This window comes from Bacillus sp. B1-WWTP-T-0.5-Post-4 (assembly GCF_009183795.1).
Classification (GTDB): Bacteria; Bacillota; Bacilli; order Bacillales; family Bacillaceae_G; genus Bacillus_A; species Bacillus_A cereus.
On sequence record NZ_WEIJ01000014.1, the window covers coordinates 35,563 to 50,924 of the forward strand.

A 15,362-nucleotide genomic window follows, 5' to 3' on the forward strand; every position below is an offset into this window, starting at 1 on the left:
ATGGCTAAGAAGGGGAATGTATTACAACAACTTGGTTCTTTAATCGGTTTAGTATTAATTATCGTCGTAATTACAGCTTTAAATCCAGCGTTTATTGAAATTCCAAATTTATTTAATATACTGCGTCAAGTATCGATTAATGCGCTTATTGCATTCGGAATGACCTTCGTAATTTTAACAGGGGGTATTGACTTATCGGTAGGTTCTATTTTAGCATTATCAAGTGCACTTGTAGCTGGAATGATGGCAAGTGGCATGGATCCGTTCCTTGCAATGGCAGTTGGACTATTAGCAGGTCTTGTAATGGGAATTGTAAACGGTATCATCATTGCGAAAGGAAAAGTAGCTCCATTTATTGCAACTTTAGCAACAATGACTATTTTTCGTGGGTTGACGCTTGTTTATATGGACGGACGTCCGATCACTGGTCTTGGTGATCATTTAATGTTCCAAATGTTTGGCCGTGGTTATTTTCTTGGTATTCCGGTACCCGCTGTTACAATGATGATCGCTTTCGCAGTACTGTACTTCATTTTGAAGAAAACGACATTTGGTCGCCGTACATTTGCAATTGGTGGAAATGAAGAAGCAGCAGCACTATCAGGTATTAATGTTACGAGAATTAAAGTAATGATTTACGGTCTTTCCGGAATTTTGGCAGCGCTTGCAGGTATTGTCTTAACATCACGATTAGATTCTGCACAGCCGACTGCAGGTACTTCTTACGAATTAGATGCAATTGCAGCAGTTGTATTAGGTGGAACAAGTCTTTCTGGGGGAAGAGGATGGATTGTTGGTACATTCATCGGTGTACTTATTATTGGTGTACTAAATAACGGTTTAAATTTATTAGGTGTATCTTCTTTCTTCCAACAAGTTGTAAAAGGACTTGTAATCTTACTAGCTGTATTAATTGATCGCAGAAAAGAAGCGTAATGGAGGGACAGTTCATGAAGAAATGGTTACTTATACTCGTTGCATGTATTATGGTCGTTACTGCTGGTTGTTCAATGGAACCACCAGAATGGGCAAAGGATTCTAGCGATAAAGGTCGAAATAAAACTATTAAAGTTGGATTCTCTGTTTCAACTTTAAATAATCCCTTCTTTGTAACTTTGAAAAAGGGTGCAGAAAAGAAGGCGAAAGAAAGCGGCATTGAATTGATTGCTGTTGATGCACAAAATGATGCAGCAAAGCAAACGAACGATGTTGAAGATTTAATTCAAAAAGGTGTCGATGTAGTTGTTATTAACCCGACCGATTCAGATGCTGTTGCTTCAGCGGTAAGTGCTGCAAATGCAGCGAACGTTCCTGTTATTACAGTAGACCGCGTTGCAAATTCAGGTAAGGTTGTTTCTCACATTGCCTCTAATAATATTGAAGGTGGTCAAATGGCTAGTGATTACATTCGTGAATTAGTCGGCGAAGGAGCAAACGTTGCTGAGTTAGAAGGAATCCCTGGATCCTCTGCCGCTCGTGAACGTGGGAAAGGATTCCATAACGTAGCCGATAAGTCTTTAAAAGTAGTTGCAAAACAAGCGGCTGATTTTGATAGGGCGAAAGGATTATCTGTTATGGAAAACATTTTGCAAGCAAATAGCGATATTAAAGCCGTGTTTGCTCATAACGACGAGATGGCATTAGGTGCACTTGAAGCGTTGAAGTCTGCTGGAAAAACAGATGTAGTAGTTGTTGGATTTGATGCAACAGAAGATGCTGTGAAAGCGGTTAACGATGGGCGTATGGCTGCAACAGTCGCTCAAAAACCAGAATTAATCGGAGAGAAGGCGATGCAAACAGCAAAAGAGATAACACAAGGTAAAAAAGTGGACAAATCTATTCCGATTGAATTAGAGCTTATTAAGAAAAAAAAATAAATATAAAATGAAAATTAGGAAGGAAGAATAACAAATGAAATTCTTTATTGATACAGCAAACATTAACGAAATTAAAGAGGCAAATGCATTAGGCGTATTAGCTGGAGTAACGACAAATCCATCACTTGTAGCAAAAGAAGGCGTAGATTTTCACGAGCGCATTCGTGAAATTTGCAACGTTGTAGAAGGTCCTGTAAGTGCAGAAGTAATTAGCTTAGAAGCTGATAAAATGATCGAAGAAGGAAAAGAATTAGCGAAAATTGCTCCAAACGTTGTTGTAAAAGTTCCAATGACAACAGAAGGTTTAAAAGCAGTAAAAGCATTCTCTGACTTAGGAATTCGTACAAACGTTACATTAGTATTCTCAGCAGTTCAAGCGTTACTTGCAGCTCGTGCTGGTGCAACATACGTTTCACCATTCTTAGGTCGCTTAGACGATATCGGTCATAACGGTATGGACTTAATTCGTCAAATCGCAGAAATCTTTGCGATTCATGGCATCGAAACAGAAATCATTGCAGCATCTGTACGTCACAGTGTTCACGTAACTGACGCAGCATTAAACGGTGCACATATTGCAACAATCCCAGCAAACGTAATTGCTTCATTAGTGAAGCACCCATTAACAGATCAAGGAATTGAGAAATTCTTAGCTGATTGGGAAAAAACACAAGAGAAATAATAGAAAAGCAAGAATCCTAGTTTAATTGACTAGGATTCTTTTTTATTTAAAAGAATTTTCATGCAATTTTGCATATTGTCTTTTAAATTTGTTATATAAGATATTTAATATATATCACATAACTCTTTATTTTTCATATTTCGATATAAAGTGAAATTTTAATCAGTGGGGACTTTGTTCATCCCCACACTGATTATTAATTGAACCAAGGGATAAAAAGATAGAGAGTCTGACCAGAAAACTGGAGGGCATGATTCTATAACAGAAAGCTTAACGTTTATAGAATTATGCCTTTTTATATAGGGAGGGTAGTAAACGGGGATTTCGACAAAAATGTACTTATTTATCTGAATTTTAAGTTTTATAAAAGGAGAGAAATGGAATGAGAAGAAAAGCGCCATTTAAAGTGTTATCGTCATTAGCAATTGCGGCAATTATCGGATGCACATCTGTAATGAGTGCTCCATTAACATACGCAGAAACGCCAGCAAAAGAGAAAGATAATGTATCTACAACACCAATTGATTACAATTTAATTCAAGAAGATCGTTTAGCGGAAGCACTGAAAGAAAGAGGAACAATTAATCCAGCATCTTCTAAAGAAGAGACGAAAAAAGCTGTCGAGCAATATATTGAAAAGAAACAAGGAGATCAGGCGAATAAAGAAATTCTTCCAGATGCTCACTCACAAGAAACGTCTGATTTCACAAAAAAAGTAAAAGAGAAAAAGATGGAAGAAAAGGAAAATGTAAAAAAGGCTGAAAAAAATGTTAGCCTTGAGCAAAAGCCAGAACCAAATAAAAAGCAATTGAATGGGCAAGTTCCAACTTCAAAAGCAAAGCAAGCTCCATATAAGGGATCTGTTCGATCGGATAAAGTATTAGTGTTACTCGTTGAATTTAGTGATTATAAACATAATAATATTGATCAAACACCAGGTTATATGTATTCGAAAGACTTTAGTAGAGAACATTATCAAAAGATGTTGTTCGGTAATGAGCCGTATACTTTATTTGATGGTTCAAAAGTAAAAACGTTTAAACAATACTATGAAGAGCAGTCTGGTGGTAGTTATACGACAGATGGATATGTAACGGAGTGGCTAACTGTTCCAGGAAAAGCATCTGATTATGGAGCTGATGGTAGCAGTGGTCACGATAATAAAGGTCCAAAGGGTGCACGTGATTTAGTGAAAGAAGCTTTGCATGCAGCTGCTGAGAAAGGACTAGATTTATCCCAGTTTGATCAATTTGATAGATATGATATAAACGGGGACGGGAATCAAAATGAACCTGATGGTGTAATTGATCATTTAATGGTAATCCATGCTGGTGTTGGTCAAGAAGCTGGTGGCGGTAAATTAGGTGATGATGCGATCTGGTCACATCGTTCAAAATTAGCAGTAGATCCAGTAGCGATTGAAGGTACGAAATCAAAGGTAGATTACTTTGGTGGTAAAGTAGCAGCACATGATTACACAATTGAACCAGAAGATGGAGCTGTAGGTGTGTTTGCACATGAATTTGGACATGATCTTGGATTACCAGATGAATATGACACGAAATATACTGGAAATGGTTCACCAGTCGAAGCTTGGTCATTAATGAGTGGAGGTAGTTGGACAGGGAAAATCGCAGGAACAGAGCCGACTAGTTTTTCACCACAAAATAAAGATTTCTTACAAAAGAATATGGGTGGCAACTGGGCAAAAATATTAGAAGTAGATTACGATAAAATTAAGAGTGGTGTGGGAGTTCCTACCTATATTGATCAAAGTGTTACGAAATCAAATCGTCCAGGAGTTGTACGTGTTAACTTACCAGGTAAAAGTGTTGAAACGATTAAACCGGAGTTTGGAAAGCATGCATATTATAGTACAAGAGGCGATGATATGCATACAACGTTAGAGACACCATTCTTTGATTTAACGAAAGGAACAAATGCAAAATTCGATTATAAAGCAAATTATGAGTTAGAAGCAGAGTGCGATTTCGTCGAAGTACATGCAGTAACAGAAGATGGAACGAAAACATTAATTGATAGACTTGGGGAAAAAGTAGTCCAAGGAGATAAAGATACAACAGATGGGAAATGGATTGATAAATCATATGATTTAAGTCAATTTAAAGGCAAAAAAGTGAAACTACAATTCGACTATATTACAGATCCGGCTGTAACATATAAAGGTTTTGCGATGGATAATGTAAATGTAACTGTTGATGGACAAGTTGTATTTTCTGATGATGTAGAAGGACAGTCTAAAATGAATTTAAATGGTTTTGTTGTTTCTGATGGGACAGAGAAGAAAGCTCATTATTACTACTTAGAGTGGAGAAACTATGCGGGATCAGATAATGGTTTAAAAGCAGGAAAAGGTCCAGTGTATAATACAGGCCTTGTCGTTTGGTATGCAGATGATAGTTTCAAAGATAACTGGGTTGGGATGCATCCAGGTGAAGGATTCCTGGGTGTTGTAGATTCTCATCCAGAAGCGCTAGTTGGTAATTTAAACGGAAAACCAGCATACGGTAATACGGGCATGCAAATTGCAGATGCTGCATTTTCATTTGATAAAACACCAGCATGGAGTGTAAATTCATTAACACGTGGTCAGTTTAACTATTCTGGATTACAAGGTGTTACAACTTTTGATGATTCAAAAGTATATAGTAACAAGCAAATTGCAGACGCAGGAAGAAAAGTTCCAAACCTTGGACTTAAATTCCAAGTTGTTGGACAGGCAGAAGATAAATCGGCAGGCGCTGTTTGGATTAAACGTTAATAACATAAAAGCACATTCTTCATATGAAGAGTGTGCTTTTTGATTTGTACAGTAAGTTATTATTTTAGTTTATCCCGCATTAACGGTCAGTAAGATCCCCACCTCAAAATTCAGTGGAAGTAAAGAAGTTAGTTGGGAGATCAACTGCCCGTAAAATCCCGATTGGTTCAACTAATAATCAGTGGGGAGGAACAAAACCCCCACTGATTAAAGTTTCACTTTATGTAATACAAGTGTTTATTCATGTGTACTGTATCAAATTATGTGGGGAAAGGAAATATTTCCGAGGAAATTGTCGAAGTATCGTCAGTATTTATAAACTTTCTGTTTAAAAGAAGAGATGTATTATTGCCTCTACGGCTCAATTTATTTACATTGTTATTTGGTTATACACAAAAGTAATATATTGGGCAAAAAGAGTTCTATTCGATAGGGCTCTTTGGTTTTGTATTTGATATACAAATATTAACCTCAATTGTTTGGAAATGTATCTTCTTGTTTAGCGTCATTTGGACTTTAACTACAGTTTTTGTTTTTCGTTTATATGAAGAAGGAGATGAGCGGTTACCTTTTATATTTAAATTAATTGGCATTATTCCAACGCTTCCATTATATTACGAGTTATATCAATATGCATTTAAAAAAAGACAACGATGGATTATCCCATCATTGTCTTTTTTACTTTGCTTCTTACATAAATCATCCCAGCAAATGTTAATAAAAATGCTGTCCCGATAATGAAGCTGACGCTAGGTGATGCTCCGATTGCGCCGACTGTAAAGGAGCCAGCAACAACTCCTAATGAGAAGAAGGCATAAAATAATCCGAATGCCTTTCCGCGATTATCGTCTGTAGTATTTTCAACGAGTAAAGCGTTAATAGATGGAAAGAGGATTGCGAATCCAATTCCATAAATCATCATTACGATAAAGAGCATACCTTTTGTAGCAAATAATCCGAGTAAAGATAATGCGAATGCCATAACTGCAATTCCGATTAGCATTAGTTTCGAACGATTAAATCGATCATAAATACGATTTGTTGGAAGTAAGAAGAAGAGGATAGCAGTTATACCAAATACACTTAACATCATGCCTGTTGTGGATGCTTTAAGCGCTAATGCCTCAACTTTTACTGGTAACATGTAAGTGACAATTCCTTGTGAAAACATTAATGTGAAAGCACCAATATATGCTTGTAATAACGGTTCTGATTTTAAAAGTTCAACCATATCTTCTTTGTTCATCATTTGTGTTCTTGATGTATCTTTTCTTGATACGTTATTTGGTAAGAAGAATAGAGATACGATCGTACCAAGAGCCATTAAAATAGAAATAGTAATGAAGACCCATTCTACGCCAGCTGTTGCTTTCATAATACCGCTGAAAGCAGGTCCTACGATTGCCGCTGTTCCAACAGCAGCACCAGATAGAGCCATTGCTTTTCCTTGTCTTTTTGCATTTGTTTGTTTTGATAAAAATGTAAAGGCAGCAGGAATTAAAAAGCCATCACTAAATCCATGCATAAAGCGAACAACTAATAGTTGTTCACCACTTTGAACAACGGTGTATAACAAGACTATGAAACTCGTAATTCCCATGCTTATATAAAGGATTTTTTTTGCACCAAATTTATCGACAGCGGCTCCAGCAATAATATTACCGATCATATTAGCGAATGAGTACATACCGACAACTAGCCCGATAATAAGAGGGGTTCCTCCAAGGCTTTGAGCGAAAGTACTCATAATAGGTAATTGTGAAAATGTATCTAAAAATGCCACGATAACGATAAAGTAAATAAAATATTTCAAGCGATATTCACCTCTCCTATGCTATTATGGCATAATGCTAATTTCACCTGCAATGAAATTGAATTAACAGATGTGGAAAAAAGTACAAAGTGACAAAATATTGAACGTTATTTGTAAAAAATTAGTAGGAATGTGATTGTTTTTTTGAAATATATGGATAGAAGTATTATAATAGAATTGTAAACTTCACCAGGTTAAGTATATACATAGAGAGGGATGTATAAAATGAAAGCACTACTTTGGCATAATCAACGTGATGTACGAGTAGAAGAAGTACCAGAACCAACAGTAAAACCAGGAACAGTGAAAATCAAAGTTAAATGGTGTGGTATTTGTGGGACAGACTTGCATGAATATTTAGCAGGGCCTATTTTTATTCCAACAGAAGAACATCCATTAACACATGTGAAAGCACCTGTTATTTTAGGTCATGAGTTTAGTGGTGAGGTAATAGAGATTGGTGAAGGAGTTACATCTCATAAAGTGGGAGACCGCGTTGTTGTAGAACCAATTTATTCTTGTGGTAAATGTGAAGCTTGTAAACATGGACATTACAATGTTTGTGAACAACTTGTTTTCCACGGTCTTGGCGGAGAAGGCGGCGGTTTCTCTGAATATACAGTAGTACCAGAAGATATGGTTCATCACATTCCAGATGAAATGACGTATGAACAAGGTGCGCTTGTAGAACCAGCAGCAGTAGCAGTTCATGCAGTACGTCAAAGTAAATTAAAAGAAGGGGAAGCTGTAGCAGTATTTGGTTGCGGTCCAATTGGACTTCTTGTTATCCAAGCAGCTAAAGCAGCAGGAGCAACTCCTGTTATTGCAGTTGAACTTTCTAAAGAACGTCAAGAGTTAGCGAAATTAGCAGGTGCGGATTATGTATTAAATCCAGCAACTCAAGATGTGTTAGCTGAAATTCGTAACTTAACAAATGGTTTAGGGGTAAATGTTAGCTTTGAAGTAACAGGTGTTGAAGTTGTACTACGTCAAGCGATTGAAAGTACAAGCTTTGAAGGACAAACTGTAATTGTTAGTGTATGGGAAAAAGACGCAACAATTACTCCAAATAATTTAGTATTAAAAGAAAAAGAAGTTATTGGTATTTTAGGATACCGTCACATCTTCCCAGCCGTTATTAAATTAATTAGCTCTGGTCAAATTCAAGCAGAGAAATTAATTACGAAAAAAATTACAGTGGATCAAGTTGTTGAAGAAGGATTTGAAGCACTTGTAAAAGATAAAACACAAGTGAAAATTCTTGTTTCACCTAAATAAGATAGAATCGAATAAAGTAGCCCTTTTCTAGAAATAGAAGAGGGCTACTTTTTTTCTATACTGAAAGGTGATAGACTTTCCTTTGACTCAATGTATTTTTGTTTGGAAGGGAGAATCTAATGCTTTCATTTTTGTTAACTTTAAAGCGAATGTTAAGAGCCTGTTTACGAGCGTGGAAAGATAAAGAATTTCAAGTATTATTTGTATTAACAATTCTGACTTTAATATCGGGTACGATTTTTTATAGTACAGTTGAAGGATTACGTCCTATTGACGCTTTATATTTTAGTGTGGTCACGTTGACGACTGTCGGTGATGGGAATTTTAGTCCGCAAACTGATTTTGGAAAGATATTTACAATCTTATACATATTTATTGGGATTGGACTAGTGTTTGGATTTATTCATAAGTTAGCAGTTAATGTACAATTGCCAAGTATATTATCGAATAGAAAAAAAGAGTAAAGCATTCAGATGCTTTACTTTTTTTTTACATTAGTTTAGACAAGCCTTAATAATAGTTTATTAAAATGAAAGTGTATTCATTCATTATATTCACTGTGTATAAAGTTATAATGATATGAACATTTGCATATTTTAATTTAGTGATAGAAATTTCGTGAAAGGTGGGATATTCTAGTCATAGGTTAACCGGACGACATCATAGGATCCTAACAAAATGTTTACAATAATTCAATTATAAAATGGAGGATTTTATATGAAAAAGAAAGTACTTGCTTTAGCAGCAGCTATTACATTAGTTGCTCCATTACAAAGTGTTGCATTTGCTCATGAAAATGATGGGGCACAGAGATTTGGAGTTATTCCGCGCTGGTCTGCTGAAGATAAACATAAAGAAGGCGTGAATTCTCATTTATGGATTGTAAACCGTGCAATTGATATTATGTCTCGTAATACAACACTTGTAAAACAAGATCGAGTTGCACTATTAAATGAATGGCGTACGGAGTTAGAGAACGGTATTTATGCTGCTGACTATGAAAATCCTTATTATGATAATAGCACATTTGCTTCACATTTCTATGACCCTGACAATGGGAAAACTTATATTCCGTATGCAAAGCAAGCAAAGGAAACAGGAGCTAAATATTTTAAATTAGCTGGTGAGTCTTATAAAAATAAAGATATGAAACAAGCGTTCTTCTATTTAGGATTATCTCTTCATTATTTAGGGGATGTAAACCAACCGATGCATGCGGCAAACTTTACGAATCTATCGTATCCACAAGGATTCCATTCTAAATATGAAAACTTTGTAGATACGATAAAAGATAATTATAAAGTAACGGATGGAAATGGATATTGGAACTGGAAAGGTACGAATCCAGAAGATTGGATTCATGGAGCAGCAGTAGTTGCGAAACAAGATTACGCTGGCATTGTAAATGATAATACGAAAGATTGGTTCGTGAGAGCTGCTGTATCACAAGAATATGCAGATAAATGGCGCGCTGAAGTTACACCAATGACAGGTAAGCGTTTAATGGATGCACAACGTGTTACTGCTGGATATATTCAGCTTTGGTTTGATACGTACGGAAATCGTTAAGTATTTAAAAAAGGTCAAATCTCAGAATAGAGTATTTGGCCTTTTTATCACTATACAATACATGGGGGTATGAAACGTGAAATGTAAATTGCTAAAAGGTGTACTTAGCTTAGGTGTTGGTTTAGGAGCTTTATATAGCGGAACGTCAGCTCAAGCAGAAGTGTCTACAAATCAAAATGATACATTAAAAGTGATGACGCATAATGTATATATGCTATCAACAAACTTATATCCGAACTGGGGACAAACTGAGCGTGCTGATTTAATCGGGGCGGCAGATTATATAAAGAATCAAGATGTAGTTATATTAAATGAAGTGTTTGATAATAGCGCTTCAGATCGTTTATTAGGGAATTTGAAGAAAGAATATCCAAATCAAACAGCAGTATTAGGTCGTAGTAGTGGAAGTGAGTGGGATAAAACGTTAGGAAACTATTCATCTTCAACTCCTGAAGATGGTGGCGTTGCGATTGTGAGCAAATGGCCAATCGCTGAAAAGATTCAATATGTATTTGCAAAAGGATGCGGGCCAGATAATTTATCGAATAAAGGATTTGTATACACGAAAATTAAGAAAAATGATCGTTTCATTCACGTGATTGGGACGCATTTGCAGGCTGAAGATAGTATGTGCGGAAAAACTTCACCAGCATCTGTACGTACAGACCAATTAAAAGAAATTCAAGACTTTATTAAAAATAAAAATATACCAAATAATGAGTATGTGTTAATTGGTGGTGATATGAACGTAAATAAAATTAATGCAGAGAACAAGAATGATTCAGAGTATGCATCTATGTTTAAAACATTGAACGCTTCTGTACCATCTTATACTGGACATACAGCGACTTGGGACGCAACGACAAACAGTATTGCAAAATATAATTTCCCTGATAGTCCTGCTGAGTATTTAGATTATATTATTGCAAGTAAAGACCATGCGAACCCATCATATATAGAGAATAAGGTGTTACAGCCGAAATCTCCACAATGGACTGTTACATCATGGTTCCAAAAATATACGTATAATGATTACTCTGATCATTATCCAGTAGAGGCGACTATTTCTATGAAGTAGTTTCAAAAAGTTTCTTCGTAAAGAAGAAACTTTTTTTATTTGCAAACAGGAAAATCACACTTTCTTTCCAATATGTATAAGACATATTGAGAAGAGGAGAGAAAAATGTGGATAGAGGAATTTTTAAAGAAGTTCCATTACCGTGTGCATTTTTGGATGAAATGGCTTTAGATAGAAATATTCAATCGATTATAGAGTTAAGTGGAAATAAAAAGATTCGTATAGCGAGTAAATCGTTACGCTCTGTTCCGATTATGCAAAAGATACTAGCTGCAAATGATCGATTTCAAGGTATTATGTGCTTTTCACCTAGAGAGATTTTATTTTTAATAGAACAAGGATTTAATGATTTATTGCTTGGATATCCTGCTTACGATGAAAGAGCTCTGTATGAAATTAGTTTGTTAACAAAGAAAGGTTTCATTATAACTTGTATGGTGGATTGTGAAGAGCATATTGTGTATTTAGAAAGCATTGCTGAGAAATCTAAAGGATGTTTTCGTGTTTGTTTGGATATTGATATGAGTAGTCGTTTCTTTCAATTTCATTTTGGTGTACAAAGGTCCCCAGTAAAAAATGTGCAGGATGCGTTGAAAGTAGTAGAAAAGGTGAGAAGGTCATCATATTTAATGTTAGATGGTGTAATGGGTTATGAAGCTCAAATTGCTGGGGTGGGAGATCATATACCGAATCAATGGTTGAAAAGTAAAATAATTTCATATTTAAAGCAGAAATCAGTGCTAGAAGTGAAAGAAAGAAGAGAACATATTGTAAAAGCAATACAAAACCTTGGTATTGAGCTAAGGTTTGTAAATGGAGGCGGAACAGGAAGTATAAAAACAACCGAGAAAGATAATTCAGTTTCAGAGATTACAATAGGTTCTGCTTTTTATTCTCCGAAGCTGTTTGATTATTATAAAGAGGTGAAATTTTATCCAGCGGTCGGATTTGCCTTACCAGTTGTGCGTAAACCAGCCCCGTTTATTTACACTTGCCTAGGTGGTGGATATATTGCTTCAGGAGCAGTTGGAAAAGATAAAGAGCCTGAAGTTTGGAGACCGAAGGGTGCAAAACTATTAGCTTTAGAAGGTGCTGGCGAGGTACAAACGCCAATTTTTTATAAAGGTGAGGAACGAGTGGATATAGGAGAGTCCATTTTGTTTCGCCATAGTAAAGCTGGTGAGTTATGTGAGCGTTTTCCCTTTTTGTATCGTGTTAAAAAAGGAGAGATTGTTGGGGAGTATTCAACATATCGGGGGGATGGCCAATGCTTTCTATAGAGGGACAAAAGTGGAGAAATTGGACAGGGAATGTAGAAGGAACGCCGCATTATACGATGTATCCAGAAAGTATACAAGATGTAGTAGAAGTTGTGGGACTTGCGCGAAAAAAGGGGAAGAAAATTCGTGTTGTCGGTTCAGGACATTCGTTTACACCCCTTGTGCAAACGGAAGAAGTTTTAGTTTCTTTAGATGAATTGAAGGGTATTGTGAATATTGATGCAGAGAAGATGGTTGCTGAAGTATGGGCAGGAACAAAGTTATATGATTTAGGGAAGTTACTTGAGGAAAAAGGTTATGCGCAAGAAAATTTAGGGGATATTGATTCGCAATCTATTGCAGGAGCGATTAGTACGGGGACTCATGGAACGGGTATTACCTTTGGGAGCTTATCAACACAAGTTATAGAGATTACGGCAGTTCTATCTAATGGTGAGAGTATAGTTTGTTCGGAAGCTGAGAACGTAGAATATTGGAGAGCGTTTCAGTTGTCACTTGGAATGTTAGGTATCATTGTAAAGATAAAATTGAAGGTTATTCCAGCGTATTCACTCGTTTATGAAAGTGAAAAACAGTCATTATCCACTGTAATGAACAAACTAGAAGAATATAAGAAGCATCGTCATTTTGAATTTTTCGTTTTTCCTTATTCTGATGAAGTACAAGTAAAACTTACGAACGAAACAACGAATCAAGGCAGTGATTTGAAATGGCATAAACTAAAGGTGGAGTTACTTGAAAATAGGATGTTCTCTTTACTATCTAAAGGGTGTAAATGGTTTCCTTCTATAAGTAAAGGAGTGAGTCGATTATCAGCTAAAGCTGTACCAAACACAAAAATAATTGGCCCGAGCTATGAAGTATTTGCTACATCACGTACGGTACCATTTTATGAAATGGAGTATAGCATTCCTTCAAAGTATATGAGGACGGTTGTAGAAGAAATCTCAAATCTTATTGAAAAGAAAAAGTATAAGGTGCACTTCCCGATCGAATGCCGCTATGTAAAAGGGGATGATATATGGCTTAGTCCAGCCTATGGAAGAGATTCAGCGTATATCGCTGTTCATATGTATAAAGGTATGAAATATGCTGCTTACTTTGGCGAAGTGGAAAAAATTTTTCTGAAGTATGAAGGGCGTCCGCATTGGGGGAAAATGCATACATTATCATATGAGCAATTACAAGATATATATCCAGAGTTTCATTCGTTTTTACAGGTGAGGAAATCTCTAGATGAACTTGGAATGTTTTTTAATCCTTATGCAGAAAAGTTATTTATCCCGCTATTTGTCGGGCAGTAAGACCCCCGCTGATTAAGGTTTCACATTATGTATATGAAAAAGCTGACAAATAATTATTTGTCAGCTTTTTTTAGTGTAATTGCATTTCTTGTATGACTAATATGTTCATAAAATAGTAGTTTATCACGGCTAAATACATGCAGTAAAACATGAATAATGAATAGGCCGTTAATGATAAATAGGAATAACAATGTAACGAGTAATACTAAAGGCTCTGTGTGATTTAAAATAGAGCTACTAGAAAGAATATAATTGATTCCGCCTAGCGCAAAATAAAATATACCGTAGCGAATAAATAGTTCTTTTAATGTAATACGATTTGATTTTCCTTTCACGTGAATGCGAAGCAATGCTTTCCCAATTGTTTTTCCATTCGTAAAGTATGGAATAATAATAAAGTAAATAAGGATTGAACACGTAATGAAAATGAGTTCATACATATTGGTGTAAGATTGCATATTAGAAACGAAGAAAGAATTTCCTTTGTTTTTAACGACAGGTACGACGATAGATAAGAAAATCCAATCAATTTGCATCGCGATAAGGCGACGAATGAATCCGACTGGTTTCGTTTCCAAATTAATATGACTATCTAACTCGTTTGTCTTCGGAAGGAAGTACGTAAATATTGGTGCAATGATAAAACCAATTACGCCACCTAATGTATTTAAAAACAAATCATCGATATCAAATAATCGGTATGCACAATTGTATATACCGTATAATCCAGTCACTTGTGTTAGCTCAAAAAATAGTGAAAGGAAAAAGGAAATGCAAATTGTTTGTAAGAAACTACGTCGGAAATAATAACGCAAGTAAATGCCGAATGGAACAGTTAATAGAACATTAAAGGCAACTTGTAAAAACGCAGACTCTTTTAATAAGTAGAAATAAGTAGTTGGTTTCGTTAAAACTGCCGATGTATGACTACTAATCTCTTGTATGAAATAAAATGGTGAGAGTTGCATGTGTTGTGTATTAGCTGGTTGTAGGCTACAAGTATCAAACGTTTGTGGCAACGGCAAAATAACAAGAAAATAGGCATTTAATAAGTAAAGTAATAATGAGTATAAAATAAATGAGCGCCATTTATTTAAATAACCGTATTTTCGATAATTAAATATTAAAAAAGGAATTAAAAGAAACATTGCTAAAAAGGGAAATAAAATAAATGCTGTTTTCACTGGAAATAAATATGCAGTCAAAGTAAAACTCCTTTCAATAAAAATTCGTTTATCATTATAGCGCTAAAAATATTTAAATACAAAGTTAAAATCTTTCGAAATAGAAATAATTACTAATTTTATAGGAATTAAGTTATAATAAATTTAATATGAGGATATTATGATTATATAAGTTGAGAGAGGGTACAAGAGATGCGATATGAACTTTTTTCTGTAAGTGGGGATCATATTACGACTTTTGAAAGTGCATGGCGTTTTCAGGAGGGAGAACAGATTTTTGTTCATGATGATCAAACAAAACGAAACTTTATTATTATTCGGCTGACGCATGATGTATTTCAACAAAATAAACATGTTATTCGTTTGTATTGTCAAGAGAAGAAAGTGTATGCATAAGAGAAGCCCTCTTACAGTATGAAAAGTAAGAGGGTCCTTACCTCGTTATTTGTGAACAGCCCAATTGATGAGGGCTGATTAAAGTTTCACTTTATCATTTTGTCCCTCGTAAGGAATAA

The 15,362-nt window shown here is 35.5% G+C and carries 13 protein-coding genes and 1 pseudogene; 12 read left to right on the forward strand and 2 right to left on the reverse strand.

Going from position 1 to position 15,362, the window contains the following annotated elements; genetic code table 11:
- From GBN91_RS25905 to GBN91_RS29360, 5 genes and pseudogenes are all read left to right on the forward strand, one after another.
- Complete coding sequence (locus GBN91_RS25905; protein WP_001074641.1) at positions 1 to 936, forward strand: ABC transporter permease subunit; 936 nt, start codon at positions 1 to 3, stop codon at positions 934 to 936.
- 14 nt (positions 937 to 950) lie between these two features.
- Entirely contained in the window at positions 951 to 1,877 is a 927-nt protein-coding gene (gene rbsB, locus GBN91_RS25910) for a ribose ABC transporter substrate-binding protein RbsB (RefSeq protein ID WP_000758998.1), read from the forward strand.
- A 34-nt stretch (positions 1,878 to 1,911) separates the two neighbouring features.
- Entirely contained in the window at positions 1,912 to 2,559 is a 648-nt protein-coding gene (gene fsa, locus GBN91_RS25915) for a fructose-6-phosphate aldolase (protein WP_000667661.1), read from the forward strand.
- 382 nt (positions 2,560 to 2,941) lie between these two features.
- Positions 2,942 to 5,341 carry a M6 family metalloprotease immune inhibitor InhA2 gene (inhA2, locus tag GBN91_RS25920; protein ID WP_152122653.1) on the forward strand — a complete coding sequence of 800 codons (2,400 nt, stop codon included), beginning with the start codon at positions 2,942 to 2,944 and terminating at the stop codon, positions 5,339 to 5,341.
- 429 nt (positions 5,342 to 5,770) lie between these two features.
- Positions 5,771 to 5,980 (forward strand): annotated as a pseudogene (locus GBN91_RS29360) (hypothetical protein); the annotation flags it as partial.
- Between the two features lie 19 nt (positions 5,981 to 5,999).
- On the opposite strand, the gene GBN91_RS25930 reads toward GBN91_RS29360, so the two are convergent.
- The gene (locus GBN91_RS25930) at positions 6,000 to 7,154 is read right to left on the reverse strand and encodes an MFS transporter (protein ID WP_000873272.1); all 1,155 of its coding nucleotides are present in this window, start codon (positions 7,152 to 7,154) and stop codon (positions 6,000 to 6,002) included.
- 225 nt (positions 7,155 to 7,379) lie between these two features.
- Here GBN91_RS25930 and bdhA point away from each other — a divergent pair, with 225 nt between their 5' ends.
- The 6 genes from bdhA (at position 7,380) to GBN91_RS25960 (ending at position 13,663) form a co-directional block, all read left to right on the forward strand.
- Positions 7,380 to 8,432, forward strand: a complete 1,053-nt coding sequence (gene bdhA / locus GBN91_RS25935) for a (R,R)-butanediol dehydrogenase (protein WP_000645827.1) — start codon at positions 7,380 to 7,382, stop codon at positions 8,430 to 8,432.
- Between the two features lie 119 nt (positions 8,433 to 8,551).
- A complete protein-coding gene (locus GBN91_RS25940) occupies positions 8,552 to 8,896 on the forward strand; it encodes a potassium channel family protein (RefSeq protein ID WP_000948210.1) in 345 nt (114 codons plus the stop codon).
- Between the two features lie 253 nt (positions 8,897 to 9,149).
- Positions 9,150 to 10,001, forward strand: a complete 852-nt coding sequence (gene cerA, locus GBN91_RS25945) for a phospholipase CerA (protein ID WP_000730995.1) — start codon at positions 9,150 to 9,152, stop codon at positions 9,999 to 10,001.
- A 76-nt stretch (positions 10,002 to 10,077) separates the two neighbouring features.
- Positions 10,078 to 11,079 carry a sphingomyelinase C gene (gene sph / locus GBN91_RS25950; RefSeq protein ID WP_086388463.1) on the forward strand — a complete coding sequence of 334 codons (1,002 nt, stop codon included), beginning with the start codon at positions 10,078 to 10,080 and terminating at the stop codon, positions 11,077 to 11,079.
- Between the two features lie 107 nt (positions 11,080 to 11,186).
- On the forward strand, positions 11,187 to 12,359 hold the full coding sequence (locus GBN91_RS25955; protein ID WP_006920837.1) for an amino acid deaminase/aldolase: 1,173 nt from the start codon (positions 11,187 to 11,189) through the stop codon (positions 12,357 to 12,359).
- A complete protein-coding gene (locus tag GBN91_RS25960; protein ID WP_006920836.1) occupies positions 12,347 to 13,663 on the forward strand; it encodes a D-arabinono-1,4-lactone oxidase in 1,317 nt (438 codons plus the stop codon). Before GBN91_RS25955 ends, GBN91_RS25960 begins: the two co-directional genes overlap by 13 nt.
- 53 nt (positions 13,664 to 13,716) lie before the next feature.
- Here the strand turns inward: GBN91_RS25960 and GBN91_RS25965 are convergent, their stop codons facing one another.
- Positions 13,717 to 14,868, reverse strand: a complete 1,152-nt coding sequence (locus GBN91_RS25965) for a VanZ family protein (protein ID WP_000128028.1) — start codon at positions 14,866 to 14,868, stop codon at positions 13,717 to 13,719.
- 171 nt (positions 14,869 to 15,039) lie between these two features.
- Between GBN91_RS25965 and GBN91_RS25970 the strand changes: the two genes are divergently transcribed.
- Complete coding sequence (locus tag GBN91_RS25970) at positions 15,040 to 15,243, forward strand: hypothetical protein (protein ID WP_001268332.1); 204 nt, start codon at positions 15,040 to 15,042, stop codon at positions 15,241 to 15,243.
- Positions 15,244 to 15,362 lie beyond the last annotated feature (119 nt).

Coding starts and splice junctions, on each gene's coding strand:
- GBN91_RS25905 (WP_001074641.1), top strand. CDS start 1: ATGGCTAAGAAGGGGAATGTATTACAACAACTTGGTTCTTTAATCGGT.
- fsa (WP_000667661.1), top strand. CDS start 1,912: ATGAAATTCTTTATTGATACAGCAAACATTAACGAAATTAAAGAGGCA.
- GBN91_RS25940 (WP_000948210.1), top strand. CDS start 8,552: ATGCTTTCATTTTTGTTAACTTTAAAGCGAATGTTAAGAGCCTGTTTA.
- GBN91_RS25960 (WP_006920836.1), top strand. CDS start 12,347: ATGCTTTCTATAGAGGGACAAAAGTGGAGAAATTGGACAGGGAATGTA.
- bdhA (WP_000645827.1), top strand. CDS start 7,380: ATGAAAGCACTACTTTGGCATAATCAACGTGATGTACGAGTAGAAGAA.
- rbsB (WP_000758998.1), top strand. CDS start 951: ATGAAGAAATGGTTACTTATACTCGTTGCATGTATTATGGTCGTTACT.
- inhA2 (WP_152122653.1), top strand. CDS start 2,942: ATGAGAAGAAAAGCGCCATTTAAAGTGTTATCGTCATTAGCAATTGCG.
- GBN91_RS25970 (WP_001268332.1), top strand. CDS start 15,040: ATGCGATATGAACTTTTTTCTGTAAGTGGGGATCATATTACGACTTTT.
- cerA (WP_000730995.1), top strand. CDS start 9,150: ATGAAAAAGAAAGTACTTGCTTTAGCAGCAGCTATTACATTAGTTGCT.